The sequence below is a fragment of the Flavobacterium amylolyticum genome, from assembly GCF_048284335.1.
Lineage (GTDB): Bacteria > Bacteroidota > Bacteroidia > Flavobacteriales > Flavobacteriaceae > Flavobacterium.
On the sequence record NZ_JBLVPG010000002.1, the window covers coordinates 13,644 to 29,203 of the forward strand.

Here is a 15,560-nt window from a genome sequence, read left to right on the forward strand (position 1 = left end):
AAGGTAAAATATAATTTAGAAATACTTTAGTATAGTTTTTTAAGTTATTTAGGCTAGTCTTTGTAGTTTTAAATTTCCATAACTCGAAGTAATGTTTTGGGATTAGCTTTTAATTCGTTTTTTTTATAATTATTAAAGTAATTAGTTGATAACCAAATTTGTCTTTGGGATAATTATAAATTTGTTTAAAAAAATCAACAATTTTGTGTTTAAAAGCTAAGTTGCTTTTTACTATACGAACCAGTTCGGTGTAATTAGATTATTTGTGTTTTTATATTGTTTATTGGTCTTTCAAAAATAAATTTATTAATAAATAGTACCAAAGTTAATGCTGTTATTTTGACCAGAATTCTTGTTTTAAATCTTGAAAATATTTAGCATAATTTAGTCTAATTATAAATTCCCCACATAATTGAGAGAATAATTGTTTTACTCTTTTTCTTGATTGTCTAGATATGCAGGGTTGTTTTTATATCCAATTTGATTGATTCTAATTTCATATTCGCTGTTCAAATAAATCTAATTGTAATGTTGAAGATGAATAACCTCTATCTCCCAGCGACACACAATCAGACATTTGATTTCAACATCTTGCCCAATATCTAATCGATTTTTTTTTTTTTTTTCAAATAATTACACTTAACGGCTTGATAAAATATTCTTAAAACATTAAATTGAGTATAAAACGGCTAGTATTAATATTGGTTTTGTTTAAATTATAAATTTTATCTGAATAGTTTTTTCAATTGAATTTATAGGTATTCAGTACTTGAACGTGAAAATTAAAACTGCAAAATAGGTTAAGCTATGTTATTATAATTAATTTGATTATTAAATTTTTTAGCGGTTAAGTAATTTTAAACGAAATATCTTAATTATCATGCATAATATTTATCCTTTTACAATGATTCCCCTGTATTTTTATAATTCATGATTTTGATTAGAGATGTTTTTGAAACCTTTAACGATTTGTTTTCTCGATTATTTATTTGATAAGTGCTTGAAAAAATCTTTCCTAAAGCTGAACGAATTGGATATTATTTAATTTGAATCAATTGAAAGTTCTTTTTGATATTGCTTAATTCTAGTATTATTGAATTTAATTTAATAGCCTTTAAATAATCAAAATTCTAATGATTGAAATCGCTTATAAAGTCTTCTTTTTAAATATTTTTGATTTTATTTTTAATCATTGTAAAAAGTGATTTTGACTATTTGATATTTATTTTTATATTATCGTTTTAATCAATATTTAAATATCTTAAAATATAATTACAGTATTCACTTATCAAATTTAATACATCAATTCGCTTTGATTTCTAAAAACTAATTTCCCATCAAATGCATCTATCAAAACAATGCTGTCGGTAGTTATTTTTCCCGATAGAATTTCTTTGGACAGTTCATTGAGAACATCTCTTTGAATCACTCTTTTCACTGGTCTCGCTCCAAATTGCGGATCGTATCCTTTCTCAGATAAATAAGCAATGGCTTCTGGAGTTGCGTCCATCGTGATGCCTTGTTGCGCCAGCATTTTGGTTACATTTTTCAGTTGCAACCCTACAATTTGAGCAATATTTTCATTAGTCAATGGCGTGAACATTACGATTTCGTCAATACGATTGATGAATTCAGGACGCACCGTTTGTTTTAGCAACCCAAGAACTTCGACTTTGGCCAATTCGGTTGCGGCTTCCACACTTCCTTTTAGATTTTCGAATTTCTCCTGAATAATCTGGCTTCCCATATTAGAAGTCATGATGATAATCGTGTTTTTAAAATCGGCCAGACGTCCTTTGTTATCGGTCAAACGTCCTTCATCTAATACTTGTAATAAGATGTTGAACGTGTCCGGATGCGCTTTTTCAATCTCATCCAATAATATTACGGAATAGGGTTTTCTACGTACGGCTTCGGTCAATTGTCCGCCTTCATCATAACCCACATATCCCGGAGGCGCACCCACCAAACGGCTTACGCTGTGGCGTTCTTGGTACTCGCTCATGTCAATACGCGTCATTGCATTTTCATCGTCAAACAGGTATTCGGCCAAGGCTTTTGCCAATTCTGTTTTTCCAACTCCTGTTGTACCAAGGAAAAGAAAGGTCCCCACCGGTTTTTTCATATCCTGCAGTCCCGCACGGCTTCTGCGCACGGCATCACTCACGGCTTGAATGGCTTCTTCCTGTCCTACGACTCTGTGATGCAATTCATCTTCCAGTTTCAATAATTTTTCTCGTTCGCCCTGAAGCATTTTCATCACCGGAATTCCAGTCCATTTGGCTACCACTTCGGCAATGTCTTCGCGGGTAACTTCTTCTTTTATCAACGAAGTTCCAGATTGGTTTTCTTGTAATTCCTTGAGTAAAATTGCTAAACGTTCTTGTGCTTCCTTGATTTTACCGTACCGAATTTCAGCTACTTTTCCATAATCACCGTCACGTTCAGCACGTTCGGCTTCGTATTTGAAGTCTTCAATTTCCGTTTTTACGCTTTGAATGTTATCGACTACATCTTTCTCTGATTTCCATTTGGCGTAGATTTCGTTGCGATCTTCTTTGAGATTCGCCAAATCCATACCCAAAACTTTGAGTTTGCTTTCGTCTTTTTCTCGTTTAATGGCTTCAATTTCAATTTCCAATTGCATGATTTTTCGATCCAAAACATCGAGTTCCTCCGGTTTCGAATTGATTTCCATACGCAATTTTGAAGCGGCTTCGTCCATTAAATCGATAGCTTTATCTGGAAGAAATCGGTTCGTAATATACCGTTGCGATAATTCGACAGCCGCAATAATAGCATCGTCTTTGATTTGGACTTTATGGTGCGTTTCGTATTTTTCTTTGATTCCGCGTAAAATCGAAATAGCACTTTCAGTATCTGGTTCTTCGACCATTATTTTTTGGAAACGTCTTTCAAGTGCTTTGTCTTTTTCAAAATATTTTTGATATTCGTCTAATGTTGTTGCCCCAATGGCACGTAGTTCTCCACGAGCCAACGCCGGTTTCAAAATATTTGCCGCATCCATGGCACCTTCGCCACCGCCGGCTCCCACAAGTGTATGGATTTCGTCAATGAATAAAACAATATCGCCTTCGGCAGAAGTCACTTCTTTCACCACAGATTTTAATCGTTCCTCAAATTCCCCTTTGTATTTGGCACCTGCAATTAATGCTCCCATATCAAGGGAATACACGATTTTATCTTTCAAATTATCAGGAACATCTCCATCTACAATTCGGTGTGCTAATCCTTCGGCAATGGCGGTTTTTCCCACTCCTGGTTCTCCTACGAGCATTGGGTTGTTTTTAGTTCTTCGTGTTAGAATTTGTAATACCCTGCGAATTTCCTCGTCACGGCCAATAACCGGATCGAGTTTACCGGCACGGGCCAATTCGTTTAGATTTTTGGCGTATTTATTTAAAGAATTATAGGTTTCTTCAGCAGAGGCAGAGGTTATCCGTTCTCCTTTTCGCAATTCGTCGATAGCGGCTTTTAATCCTTTTCCGGTTACTCCCTGATCTTTTAATATTTGAGCAGCCTTAGTTTTAGAATCAAAAATCGCTAAAATTAAATGCTCTACAGAAACAAATTCATCATTCATTTTTTTTGCAATAATCTCGGCCTCATTTAGTGTTGTGTTTGCAGTTCTGGAAAGCATAATTTCGCCACCGGAAACTTTCGGAAAACTCTGAATTGTACTGTCTAATATTTGAAGAAACAAGGGCACATTTACATTCAGTTTTTTCAATATAAAAGGCGCCACATTTTCATCGACTTCAAAAATAGCCTTGAAAATATGTTCGTTTTCTATTTGTTGTTGCCCGTGGCTTTGCGCCAATTGTTGGGAAAGCTGAATGGCTTCCTGAGATTTGATAGTAAATTTATTTATGTTCATGATGGTTATTGTTTTGGTGTTATTTGACTAACTTTGCGAATCAATATTCAATTTATATTCCAATATAATAATACAGACAAATTGACAGAAATTTCATGATTGTTATCATATTTCAAAGTCAAAATGTCTTAAAATAAGATAATTATGAGTTTTTTTAAAAATATGTTCAATAGTTCAGACGACAAGGATTTAAATGAAAATAAAATCAATTGGAATGAACTAACCGATTTAGGACAACTGAATGAAATTATTGCTATTTCGAATGAAAAACCAGTAGCCATTTTTAAACACAGTACCCGATGCAGTGTAAGTAGGATGGCACTGAAACAGTTTGAAAATGAGTTTAATAGCTCAGATAAAGTTACGCCTTATTTTTTAGATTTAATAGCGTATCGCGATATTTCTAATGCCATTGCGGATCAATTTAGTGTAACGCATCAATCCCCACAATTGATTTTAATTAAAGACGGAAAAGCCATTTACAATGTTTCGCATAGCGATATTGATGCGGAGGAACTGAAAGGGAAGTTGTAAATAGTTAGGTTCTAGGTGTTTTTTTTGATCGTATTAAATTTATGGTTATTCTGTTGGCCGTTGGTTTTAACCAGCGGAATTTAAGATTTTGAAAGAATTGGCTATAGCCAAAATTGTTCAACCATTTTGGCTAAAGCCAATTCTTTCTTTTACATTTTATCGTTGGTTAAAACCAACGGCAATTAATAGAGCAATTTTAAAAACAAAAAAATCCATTCGCTTCAACGAATGGATTTTATTATAACCATTATTTTTGTTTTGAATTAATAAGAATCTCTCATCTTCCTTTTTATTTCCTTTAAACACAAATTGTTAATACTTCCTTCGTGCGTATGTTTGGTTTCTTTTGGCGATTTGAAAGTGCCATTTTCCAGTTGTTCTGCAACTACTTTATAGGCATCTCTAAAAGGCATTCCGGCAACAACCATTTCGTTTAAGGAATCTACCGTAAACAAATAATCGTATTTTTTATCGTCTAAAATGTGTTCTTTTACTTTAATATCTTTTATAGCAAAAATAGCAATATCCAAACAGGCTTTCAGGTTTTGAATCGCTGGAAATAGTCCTTCTTTCAACAATTGCAAATCCCTGTGATAACCGCTTGGCAAGTTGTTGGTAATTAAAGTAATTTCGTAGGGCAGCGCTTGAATCTTGTTGCATTTTCCACGAATCAATTCAAAAACATCCGGGTTTTTCTTGTGTGGCATGATGCTCGAACCTGTTGTAAGATGGGCAGGTAAACTGATAAAATCAAAATTCTGGCTCATATACAAACAAACGTCCATAGAAAACTTCGCCAAAGTAGCAGCAACACTACTCATTGCAAAAGCAACCGTTTTTTCTGATTTTCCACGGCTCATTTGTGCCGCTACAGAATTGAATTTTAAGGTTTCAAACCCTAATTCCTTTGTAGTGAATGTTCTGTTAATTGGAAAGGAACTTCCATAACCTGCAGCTGAACCTAATGGATTTTGGTCTACAATTTTCAAAGCAGCATTTAGCATCGTCATATCATCAATTAAGGTTTCGGCGTAAGCAGAAAACCACATTCCAAAAGAAGAAGGCATCGCAATTTGAAGGTGAGTATATCCGGGCAATAAAACATTTTGATGTTTTTCAGCCGATTCCATTAGCAAATCAAAAAGACTTTTTACTTGTTCCTTTAGTTCTTTAACGACGTCTTTTAGATACAAATTAACGTCTACTAAAACTTGGTCGTTACGAGAACGGGCAGTATGAATTTTTTTTCCGGCATCACCTAATTTTAGCGTTAAAAGATACTCGATTTTAGAATGTACGTCTTCAAAACTATCTTCGATTTCGAAATGCCCTTTTTCTGCATCAATAATAATATCTTCTAAAGCCAGAACTAAAGATTCCGTTTCGGAAGTTGTCAAAAGTCCGATTTGGTGCAACATTTTAGCGTGAGCAATAGAGCCTAAAGCATCGTATTTGGCAAGCACTAAATCTAGTTCTCTGTCGTTACCAACGGTGAAATGTTCTATTTGTTTATCTGTTGGTATTCCTTTTTCCCAAAGTTTCATATATGGATAATTAGATTTTTAGACTGTTAGATTAGCCCCGATAGCAGTGGAAATCCTTTTATTTTTTTTCTTTAAAAAAATAAAAGATTGCAACGAATAGCGGGATTGGCTCCTCCATCGACTGCGCTCAGGATGACTTTTATTGTTTGAAAAAATCAGTTAGTATTTTGATATACAATTGAATTCCTTCTTCTATTTCGTTTATAAATATAAATTCGTCTGCCGAATGTGACCGTAGGGTTTCACCAGGTCCTAATTTCAAGGATTGACAACTCAAAACCGATTGATCCGAGAGGGTAGGCGACCCGTAAGTGGTTCTTCCCAGTGCGATTCCGGCTTGTACTAATTTGTGTGCAACAGGAATTGAAGATGCATTCAAATGCATCGAACGCGGATTGACTTCGGCAGTCAAATGTTTTTTTACAATATCTAAAATTTCTTGATTGTTATAGCAATCATTCACTCGGATATCGACAACCAAATGACATTCTGCGGGAACTACGTTGTGTTGTTTACCTGCAGTGACTTGTGTTACGGTCATTTTTACAGGACCTAAAACCTCCGATATTTTTTCGAATTGATAACTGTTAAACCATTCGATAACGGGTATCGCATTGTAAATAGGATTATCCGGATTGTTGTGTGCTGCATGACTGGCAGTACCTTTTACGATGACATCCAATACCAATAACCCCTTTTCGGCTACGGCCAATTGCATCAAAGTAGGTTCGCCAACAATGGCACATTCCAGTTCCGGTAAATGTTTCAATACGCTGTTTAATCCATTTTTGCCACTGCTTTCTTCTTCGGCTGAAGCGACCATCACAATATTGTAAGGCAGATTTTCATTCGAATAAAAATGAACAAAAGTGGCTAAAAGCGAGACCAGACAACCTCCCGCATCATTGCTCCCCAATCCAAATAATTTGCCGTCTTTTACGATAGCTTCAAATGGATCATTAGTATAACCTTGGTTTGGTTTTACGGTATCGTGATGCGAATTGAGTAAAAGTGTTGGCTTGGTTTTATCAAAATTCTTATTGAAAGCCCAAATATTATTATTCTCTCTTTTGAAAGGGATATTATTTTGTCTAAACCAATTTTCGATTACAAGTGCTGTTTGTTCTTCTTCACTTGAAAATGAAGGCGTTTCAATCAGTGCTTTTAATAACGAAATGGCCTCTTGTGTAAGGATTTCTATACTCTTCATAGTGTAATTGTAGTGTACAATGCCGTTTTATCTTGCATCATCCTGTGATGACCAATTTTTATTTTTTGAACTCCCTTGGACAAACTATTGAAGCAATTGTCTAATTTAGGAATCATACCAGAATGTATGGCGCCTTCAGCTTTTAATTTGGAATATAATTCTTGATTTATGTTCTCAATTACGGAAGAATCATCTTCGGCATCATATAAAACACCCGGTTTTTCAAAGCAATAATTCAAAGTGACATCAAAAACTTCCGATAAAGCAATCGCTAATTCGCTGGCAATGGTATCGGCATTCGTGTTTAATAATTGTCCTTTTCCATCGTGTGTTATTGCGCAAAATACAGGAACTATTCCACTAGAAAGTAACGTTTGTAATACGTTTGTATTCACTTTTTTTACATCACCAACAAAACCATAATTGATTGTAGGATGGTTTCTTTTATCCGATTGAATTAAATTCCCATCAGCACCAGAAAACCCCATCGCATTGGTGGAATTAGCTTGTAATTGAGCAACGATATTTTTGTTGATTTGACCTGCATAAATCATCACAACTACATCAAGCATAGCGGCATCGGTGATGCGTCTTCCATCAATCATTTGAGGAATTAAACCAATGCTTTCCGCCATTTTGGTAGCTGATTTTCCACCGCCGTGAACGAGTACTTTATAGCCTTCAATCTGAGAAAAATCAGATAAAAATTGTGCTAATTCCGTTGGGTTGTCAATAATGTTTCCTCCAATTTTTATTAGGGTTACCGGTTTTTTATTTTCCATTTTCCAATATTTTTTGCAACACTAATTGTGCAGCATAGGTTCTATTGTTGGCTTGTTCGATAACAATTGAATTTTCACTGTCAATCACTTCATCCGTTACAATTACATTACGTCTTACTGGCAAACAGTGCATGAATTTAGCATTATTAGTCAGTTTCATTTTGTCGGCAGTTACAGTCCAATTTGGGTCGGAATTTGTAATCTGACCATACTCGTTATAATTGCTCCAGTTTTTGGCATAAATAAAATCGGCGTTTTCGAAAGCTTTGTCTTGGTCGTATTCAATCTTGGAATCTTTCGTGATTTCAGTATTCAATTCGTACCCTTCAGGATGCGTAATAACAAAGTCTGCATCTTGTAACTGCATCATTTGCACGAAGGAATTGGGTACCGCTTGAGGTAAAGCTTTAGGATGTGGTGCCCAAGTCAAAACTACTTTTGGTCTGTGTTTTGTTTTGTGTTCGGCCATAGTTATTGCATCGGCTAGCGATTGTAACGGATGTCCTGTAGCACTTTCCATATTAACAATTGGCACAGTGGCATATTTTAAGAAACCCATAAGAACGGTTTCGGCATTATCTTTTTCTTTGTCTACCAATCCGGCAAAGGCCCTGATAGCAATAATGTCGCAATATTGAGAAACAACTGCTGCCGCTTCTTTAATATGTTCTGAAGCACCGGAATTCATGATGGCTCCATCTTCAAATTCTAATGTCCAACCTTCGCTGGTAAAATTCATTACCATCACGTTCATTCCTAAGTTCAAAGCTGCTTTTTGTGTACTCAAACGTGTTCTTAAACTGGAATTAAAAAACAACATCCCTAAGGTTTTGTTCTTACCCAGTTTTTTATTTTTAAGGGGTTTTTTCTTGATTTTTAATGCTTGTTTCACCCATTTGTTGAGCGAATCTATGTTTTGTATGGAAATGTAGTTCATTGTCTTAATTATTTAATCGGTTATTTGCTTAATCGATTAACCGAATTAACGATTAACCAAATTAACATTTTATAGAATTTTAGTAAAAGGTATTTCGTTTTTTAAAGCTTTCAAAATAAAATTGTCTTCCAAGCCATTGACAATCCAGGTTTCGATAGTAGCGGCTTTGGCAATTGCCGATGCTTCTATTTTAGATTGCATTCCACCGGTTCCATGAGAAGATTTAGAATCGCCAATCTCTTTTTCCAATACTTTTAAATCGGTTACCAAAGAAATGGTTTCAGGAACTGCATCATGAATGGATGATTTGGTGTAAATCCCGTTCGTATTGGTGGCAATGATAAGAATATCAACATTTAATAAAACGGCGGTCAAAGCGGCTAATTTATCGTTATCACCAAACCGAATCTCATCCGTTGCTACGGTATCATTTTCATTGATAATCGGAATGTAATTGTTTTTGACTAACACATTGATGGTGTTCACGATATTTACTTTGGATTGTTCTTTTTCGAAATCAGAATAAGAAAGCAAACATTGCGAAATTAGCAATCCTAAATCACTAAAATTTTCATGATAAATCCGCATTAAATGTGGCTGGCCAATAGAAGCCAACGCTTGTTTTACAAAAACATCTTTGTCTTGATTTTCCAGTTTTACAAATTGTTTGGCTGCAGCAATCGCACCAGAACTTACAATAATAAACTCGTAATCGTCTTGTAAAGCGGCTATTTGCATCCCAATATCCTCAATCTTTCCTCTCGAAATGTGATTGGTTTCCTTGGTTAACGTATTGCTTCCTAACTTTAATAAAATTCTTTTTTTAGCCATTTTTTTTCTTTATTCTGAATCCTTCTTTTTTTCAATCTTTCGACTTTATTACTTTCGACTTTACGACTATTTTCTCGTTTGTCCATTCCCGTAAATATACCACTTATTAGTAACTAAATGTTGCAAACCAATTGGTCCACGTTGGTGTAATTTGTCTGTGCTTATGGCTAATTCGCCACCTAAACCAAATTGTCCTCCATCAGTGAATCGGGTAGAGGCGTTTTGATATACGGCTGCAGTATCTACATTTTCCATGAATTCCTGGGCAATAGCATCATTTTTTGTGATTATCGAAGCGGAATGTCCACCACAATATTTATTTATTTTGTCAATCGCTTCCTGATCCGAATTGGTTGTTCCAATAACAATTTTATAATCTAAAAACTCTTCATGCCAAATTAAATCCGATTCAATCTGAGGAACGTTTGTTGCCTTGGAAATACTTTCATCTCCCAAAACAGTAACGTTTCTTTGTTGTAATTCCTGAACTATATTGGTAGCAAAAGCTTCCCAATTCTCAAGATTAGTATCAATTAAAACTTTATCTAAAGCATTGCAAACCGATATGTTTGAGGTTTTTCCGTTGATAATAATGTCAAGCGCTTTTTTTAAATCGGCTTCCTTATTTACATACACAAAATTATTTCCTCGACCACTTATTATTACTGGGCAGGTGGCGTGTTTTTTTACAAAAGCGATTAATTTCTCGCCACCACGAGGAACGATTAAGTCCACTTTTTGTGTCGGTTTCTCTAAAAATACCTGCGTTTCTTCCCGATTATAATTCAAGTATTCCACCCATGCTGTAGTCACATGGTTTGCTGTTAAAGCTTGATGCCACAATTCTACAATTTTCAAGTTGGATTGTAAAGATTCTTTTCCGCCTTTCAATAAAATTTTATTTCCGGATTTGAAAGCAATTCCACCAGCTTCAACAGTAACATCAGGTCTGGATTCATAAATAATCATTATGGTTCCGAAAGCCGCTGTTTTATTGATGATTTTCATTCCGTTTTCATGGTCGAAATTAAAACGCTCTACGCCAATAGGATCTTCTTGACTGGCCAATTGTTGCATGGATAAAATCATACCGTCAATTTTGGCGTCATCAACCAATAAACGTTTTTCCATGGCCAAGTCATCTCCAGAATAATGATGTAAATCCTGTTGATTTATAGTCTTAAGATTGGCTCTTTCTTGTTCAAGAAGTTCGGCCATGCGACTTAAAACTGAATTTCGTTTTTCTATTGGTAATACGTAGTTCATTAGTTTTTGGTTTACTATTTTAGAAAAAAATATAAGCATATAAGTCACATAAGTTTAGGAGCTTAGATGACTTATATGTTTAAAAAATCATTTCAATTCTGCCAATGTTTCTTTTAAAGCTATTATAAAGGTGTCGATTGCTTCCTTCTTGATTGTCAATGGAGGAAGGATTCTTAATAAGTTTTTATTATTAGCATTTCCCGTAAAAATATGTTTGTCTATAATCATTTTTTTACGAAGTGTACTTACGTCAAAATCAAATTCTACACCGAGCATTAACCCTCTTCCTTTTACTTGAATTACTTCAGGAACTTGTTTGATTGCCTCTAAAAAATAGACGTAAACGTCATTTACATTATCCATTAATTTTTGGCTTTCAATGACATCCAAAACAGCAATTCCAGCGGCGCAAGCCAAATGGTTTCCACCGAAAGTAGTTCCTAATAATCCATAACTCGCTGTGAATTTTGGAGAAATCAAGATTCCGCCAATAGGAAATCCGTTGCCCATTCCTTTCGCCAGACAAATAATATCGGCTTTGATGTCATGATGTTGGTGAGCGAAAAACTTTCCGCTTCTTCCGTATCCTGACTGCACTTCGTCCAAAATCAAAACGGCATCGTATGCTGCGCATATTTTTTCTAATGCCTGAAAAAATTCAGTTGTACCTTGGTCTAAACCGCCAACTCCTTGAATTCCTTCAATGATTACAGAAGAAACATCTCCTTTTTTTAGTTCGTTTTCTAACAACTCGATGTTATTCAAGGGTAAAAAAGTAACGATTTGTTGTGCATTGATTGGTGCAACAATTTTTTTGTTATCTGTTACCGCAACCGCCGCCGAAGTTCTTCCATGAAAGGAATTATCAAAAGCAATTACACGAGATTTATTGTTGTGAAAAGAGGCTAATTTCAAGGCGTTTTCATTGGCTTCAGCTCCAGAACTGCACAAGAATAAAGTGTAGTCTTCCAATCCGGAGAGTTTCCCTAATTTCTCTGCTAATTCTACTTGCAATGGATTCTGAATCGCATTGGAATAAAAACCAATATTATCCAATTGATTTTTTAATTTGGCTACATAATCAGGTTGGGTGTGTCCAATGGAAATTACTCCATGACCACCATATAAATCTAAATATTCCACTCCTTTTTCATCTGTAATAGTACAATCTAATGCTTTTACAGGAGTGATGTTGTATAATGGGTAAACGTCAAATAAGTTCATTTTTTAATTATTTTAAATGTTGAATTTTAAATTTTAAATGAATCGATTTTTAAATTTAGAATTTAAAATTTATCATTTAAAATAGAAAAATTAGAATCCGCTTGGTTTCAAATGCAATCCCGTACTTTCATCCAATCCAAACATTAAATTCATGTTTTGAATGGCTTGACCAGAAGCTCCTTTTGTTAAATTATCAATTACTGAAGTAATCAATAACCGGTTTCCTTTTTTCATTAAACTAATAATACATTTATTCGTTTGAACTACTTGTTTCATATTGATTCCAGTGGTAGTAACCGTTACAAAAGGTTGGTCTTTGTAAAAAGCCTCATATTTTGCTACTACATCTTCCAGATTTTCTTCGATTGTTGTGTATAATGTTGCAAAAATTCCTCTGGCAAAATCACCTCTGTTGGGTACAAAAATCAATTCGTTTGTATATTCCGCCTGTAATTGGTTGACACTTTGGTTTATTTCACCCATATGTTGGTGCTCAAAAGCTTTATAATGTGACATATTATTTGATCTCCAACTAAAATGCGTCGTTTCCGAAGGTGAAACTCCAGCTCCCGTGCTTCCGGTTGTGGCATTGATATGAACGTCAGTCGTAAGCATTTCGTTTTTGGCTAAAGGCAATAATGCCAATTGAATCGCTGTTGCAAAACAACCTGGATTTGCAATAAACTGAGCGTTTTTGATCACCGATTTATTCAATTCAGGTAAACCGTAAACGAAAGTTTTACTGTCAAAATCTTTGTCTTTTGTCAATCTGAAATCATTTCCTAAATCGATGATTTTGGTATGACTCGCAAATTGATTGTTCTCTAAAAATGATTTTGATTTACCGTGTCCTAAGCACAAGAAAACAACATTCACATTTGGATTTACAGTATCTGTAAAATTCATTTCAATATCGCCCATCAAATCGTGATGCGCAACCGAAAGTGGTTTTCCAGCGTTTGTTGTGCTGTAAACAAAATCAAGTGTAGCATTGGGATGAAACATCAATATTCTGATAAGTTCCCCCGCTGTGTAACCCGAACCACCAATTATTCCAATATTAATCATGGGTCAGTTTATTTACAGATGAAAATATGTTTTGGGCATTTCCAAGAATTTTGATAAATCCTTTGGCATCGTCCGATGTCCAGGCGTTGTTCATTTCCCCATATTGACCAAAAGAGGTATTCATCAAATCATTTTCAGATTCAATTCCGTCCAATGTGAAGTGATATGGTTTTAGCGAAACGATAACGGTCCCATTTACAGTCGTTTGAGTGTCTTCTAGGAAAGCCTCGATGTTTCTCATTACAGGGTCTAGAAATTGCCCTTCATGAAACAACATTCCGTACCAGTTCCCCAGTTGTTCTTTCCAGTATTGTTGCCATTTACCCAGCGTATGTTTCTCTAATAAATGGTGTGCTTTGATGATGATTAATGGCGCAGCAGCTTCAAAACCTACTCTTCCTTTAATTCCGATGATGGTATCACCCACATGCGTATCTCTACCTATAGCGTAAGCGTTGGCAAGTTTTTCTAATGCAACGATGTTCTTTGTCGGTGTGTCCAATGTCCCGTTGATACCTACTAATTGTCCTTTTTCAAATTGTAGTGTCACTTTCTCTTCACCCTTTTTTTGCAATTGTGAAGGGTACGCCTCACTTGGTAACGATTGATTTGAGGTCAATGTTTCTTTACCGCCTACGCTTGTTCCCCACAATCCTTTATTAATGGAATATTGTGCTTTTTCCCAAGAATAATGAACTCCATTTTTAGATAAATAATCCACTTCTTCCTGTCTGGATAATTTTAAATCTCTGATTGGAGTAATGATTTCAATTTCGGGAGCAATGGTTTGGAAAATTAAATCAAAACGAATTTGGTCATTTCCTGCACCGGTACTTCCGTGAGCAATTGCTTCGGCACCAACAGATTTTGCATATTTAATTGCTTCGATAGCTTGAAAAACACGCTCTGCGCTTACGGATAACGGATAGGTATTATTTTTTAATACATTTCCATAAATCAAATATTTAATGGCTTTGTCATAATATTTATCTACAATGGTAAGATTTGCATGTTGTGCGCTTCCTAATTCGTAGGCTCTTTCTTCAATAGCGGCTAGTTCCTCTTCATCAAATCCGCCTGTATTTATAAGAACGGTATGAACTTCATATCCTTTTTCGTTTTTTAAATATTTTAGGCAATAGGACGTATCTAATCCTCCACTATAAGCTAATACAACTTTTTTCATGATATTATTTTTTTAAGAACAAGGCTTCTTTAATTGATTTTAATCGGTTTAACACTCTAACGTTAAATGGGTGTTTAGGTTGTGCTTTGGGTGTTTCTTTTGGATCATAAAGCATTCCGGTGCACAAGCACATCTTGTTGTCTTTGCTTTTTAGGATTTCATAATTGGTACAGGTTTGACATCCTTTCCAAAAACTCGGATCATTGGTTAATTCTGAAAAAGGGACAGGTTTGTAACCCAAATCTGAATTAATTTTCATTACCGCTAAGCCAGTTGTTATTCCAAATACTTTAGCATCCGGATATTTTTCCAATGAATAGTCAAAAACAAATGATTTGATTTTTTTAGCTAAACCTAAATTTCTGTAATCAGGATGTACAATCAAACCAGAATGTGCTACAAATTTCCCGTGTTGCCAACTTTCGATATAGCAAAAACCAGCAAATTTTCCATTGTCTAATGCAATGACGGCATCTTTGCTTTCCATTTTTTTCTGAATGTATTCAGGAGTTCTTTTAGCAATTCCCGTACCTCTCAAAAGGGCGGATAATTCTATAGTTTCGCATATTTCCTGCGAATACTTATAATGTTCTTTCTGAGTTGTTAGGATAGCAATATTCATTTCAAAAGCTGAATTTTTGAGTTATAAAATGATTTGTATATTTGTTTATGAAATGTATTTTTACCAAATTCAAATATAATACTAAAACAGTCCATTTTTGTGCAATAAATTGAACTACAGTATGATAGTAGTAAATAGGTATTGATTTTTAGATGTGTTAGTCCAATAAAAGATAGCGGTAATTTCAAAACGGAAAAAATGAAGAATGAATAAAGATACGAAACAACTTTTGGGTACTATAGAGATAGCATCCGTACTTCGGGAGAAGTAGTAGGTCTGTTTGTCCGTGACAAAGAAGTTATATGTAAACTTGTTTTATTCATTGGTACAAAAGTACACATATTTTTAAAATACAACACTAATTTTGTATTTTGTAACAAAATTTTAATCGATTGTTGATTTTTTAAATCGAAAAAAATAATTTATAATCTTAATTATCAAGCAGTTCTATGTAATAG

12 protein-coding genes and 1 pseudogene are annotated in these 15,560 nt (G+C 34.8%); 1 reads left to right on the plus strand and 12 read right to left on the minus strand.

Going from position 1 to position 15,560, the window contains the following annotated elements:
* Nucleotides 1-254: 254 nt before the first annotated feature.
* A pseudogene (locus tag ACNQF9_RS06330) lies at nucleotides 255-580 on the minus strand (transposase family protein); the annotation flags it as partial.
* Nucleotides 581-1,294: 714 nt separating this feature from the next.
* Nucleotides 1,295-3,898, minus strand: a complete 2,604-nt coding sequence (clpB, locus tag ACNQF9_RS06335; RefSeq protein ID WP_417989863.1) for an ATP-dependent chaperone ClpB — start codon at nucleotides 3,896-3,898, stop codon at nucleotides 1,295-1,297.
* 144 nt (nucleotides 3,899-4,042) lie between these two features.
* Here clpB and ytxJ point away from each other — a divergent pair, with 144 nt between their 5' ends.
* Nucleotides 4,043-4,432, plus strand: a complete 390-nt coding sequence (ytxJ, locus tag ACNQF9_RS06340; RefSeq protein ID WP_417989864.1) for a bacillithiol system redox-active protein YtxJ — start codon at nucleotides 4,043-4,045, stop codon at nucleotides 4,430-4,432.
* 263 nt (nucleotides 4,433-4,695) lie between these two features.
* Here ytxJ and argH read toward each other — a convergent pair whose 3' ends face one another.
* The 10 genes from argH to ACNQF9_RS06390 all read right to left on the minus strand — a co-directional run bounded on the left by argH (nucleotide 4,696) and on the right by ACNQF9_RS06390 (nucleotide 15,102).
* Nucleotides 4,696-5,976 (minus strand): argininosuccinate lyase, encoded by a 1,281-nt coding sequence (argH, locus tag ACNQF9_RS06345; protein ID WP_417989865.1) that lies wholly within the window; start codon nucleotides 5,974-5,976, stop codon nucleotides 4,696-4,698.
* 139 nt (nucleotides 5,977-6,115) lie between these two features.
* A complete protein-coding gene (locus tag ACNQF9_RS06350) occupies nucleotides 6,116-7,186 on the minus strand; it encodes a M20 family metallo-hydrolase (RefSeq protein WP_417989866.1) in 1,071 nt (356 codons plus the stop codon).
* Entirely contained in the window at nucleotides 7,183-7,968 is a 786-nt protein-coding gene (gene argB / locus ACNQF9_RS06355) for an acetylglutamate kinase (protein ID WP_417989867.1), read from the minus strand. Before argB ends, ACNQF9_RS06350 begins: the two co-directional genes overlap by 4 nt.
* Complete coding sequence (locus ACNQF9_RS06360) at nucleotides 7,958-8,905, minus strand: N-acetylornithine carbamoyltransferase (protein WP_417989868.1); 948 nt, start codon at nucleotides 8,903-8,905, stop codon at nucleotides 7,958-7,960. The genes argB and ACNQF9_RS06360 overlap by 11 nt, the downstream gene beginning before the upstream one ends.
* 69 nt (nucleotides 8,906-8,974) lie before the next feature.
* On the minus strand, nucleotides 8,975-9,736 hold the full coding sequence (proB, locus tag ACNQF9_RS06365; protein ID WP_417989869.1) for a glutamate 5-kinase: 762 nt from the start codon (nucleotides 9,734-9,736) through the stop codon (nucleotides 8,975-8,977).
* A 66-nt stretch (nucleotides 9,737-9,802) separates the two neighbouring features.
* Entirely contained in the window at nucleotides 9,803-11,002 is a 1,200-nt protein-coding gene (locus tag ACNQF9_RS06370; protein WP_417989870.1) for a glutamate-5-semialdehyde dehydrogenase, read from the minus strand.
* A gap of 87 nt (nucleotides 11,003-11,089) precedes the next feature.
* On the minus strand, nucleotides 11,090-12,226 hold the full coding sequence (locus ACNQF9_RS06375) for an aspartate aminotransferase family protein (RefSeq protein ID WP_417989871.1): 1,137 nt from the start codon (nucleotides 12,224-12,226) through the stop codon (nucleotides 11,090-11,092).
* A 90-nt stretch (nucleotides 12,227-12,316) separates the two neighbouring features.
* On the minus strand, nucleotides 12,317-13,294 hold the full coding sequence (argC, locus tag ACNQF9_RS06380; RefSeq protein ID WP_417989872.1) for an N-acetyl-gamma-glutamyl-phosphate reductase: 978 nt from the start codon (nucleotides 13,292-13,294) through the stop codon (nucleotides 12,317-12,319).
* A complete protein-coding gene (locus ACNQF9_RS06385; RefSeq protein ID WP_417960334.1) occupies nucleotides 13,287-14,480 on the minus strand; it encodes an argininosuccinate synthase in 1,194 nt (397 codons plus the stop codon). Before ACNQF9_RS06385 ends, argC begins: the two co-directional genes overlap by 8 nt.
* A 4-nt stretch (nucleotides 14,481-14,484) precedes the next feature.
* On the minus strand, nucleotides 14,485-15,102 hold the full coding sequence (locus ACNQF9_RS06390) for a GNAT family N-acetyltransferase (RefSeq protein ID WP_417960333.1): 618 nt from the start codon (nucleotides 15,100-15,102) through the stop codon (nucleotides 14,485-14,487).
* Between the last annotated feature and the right edge of the window lie 458 nt (nucleotides 15,103-15,560).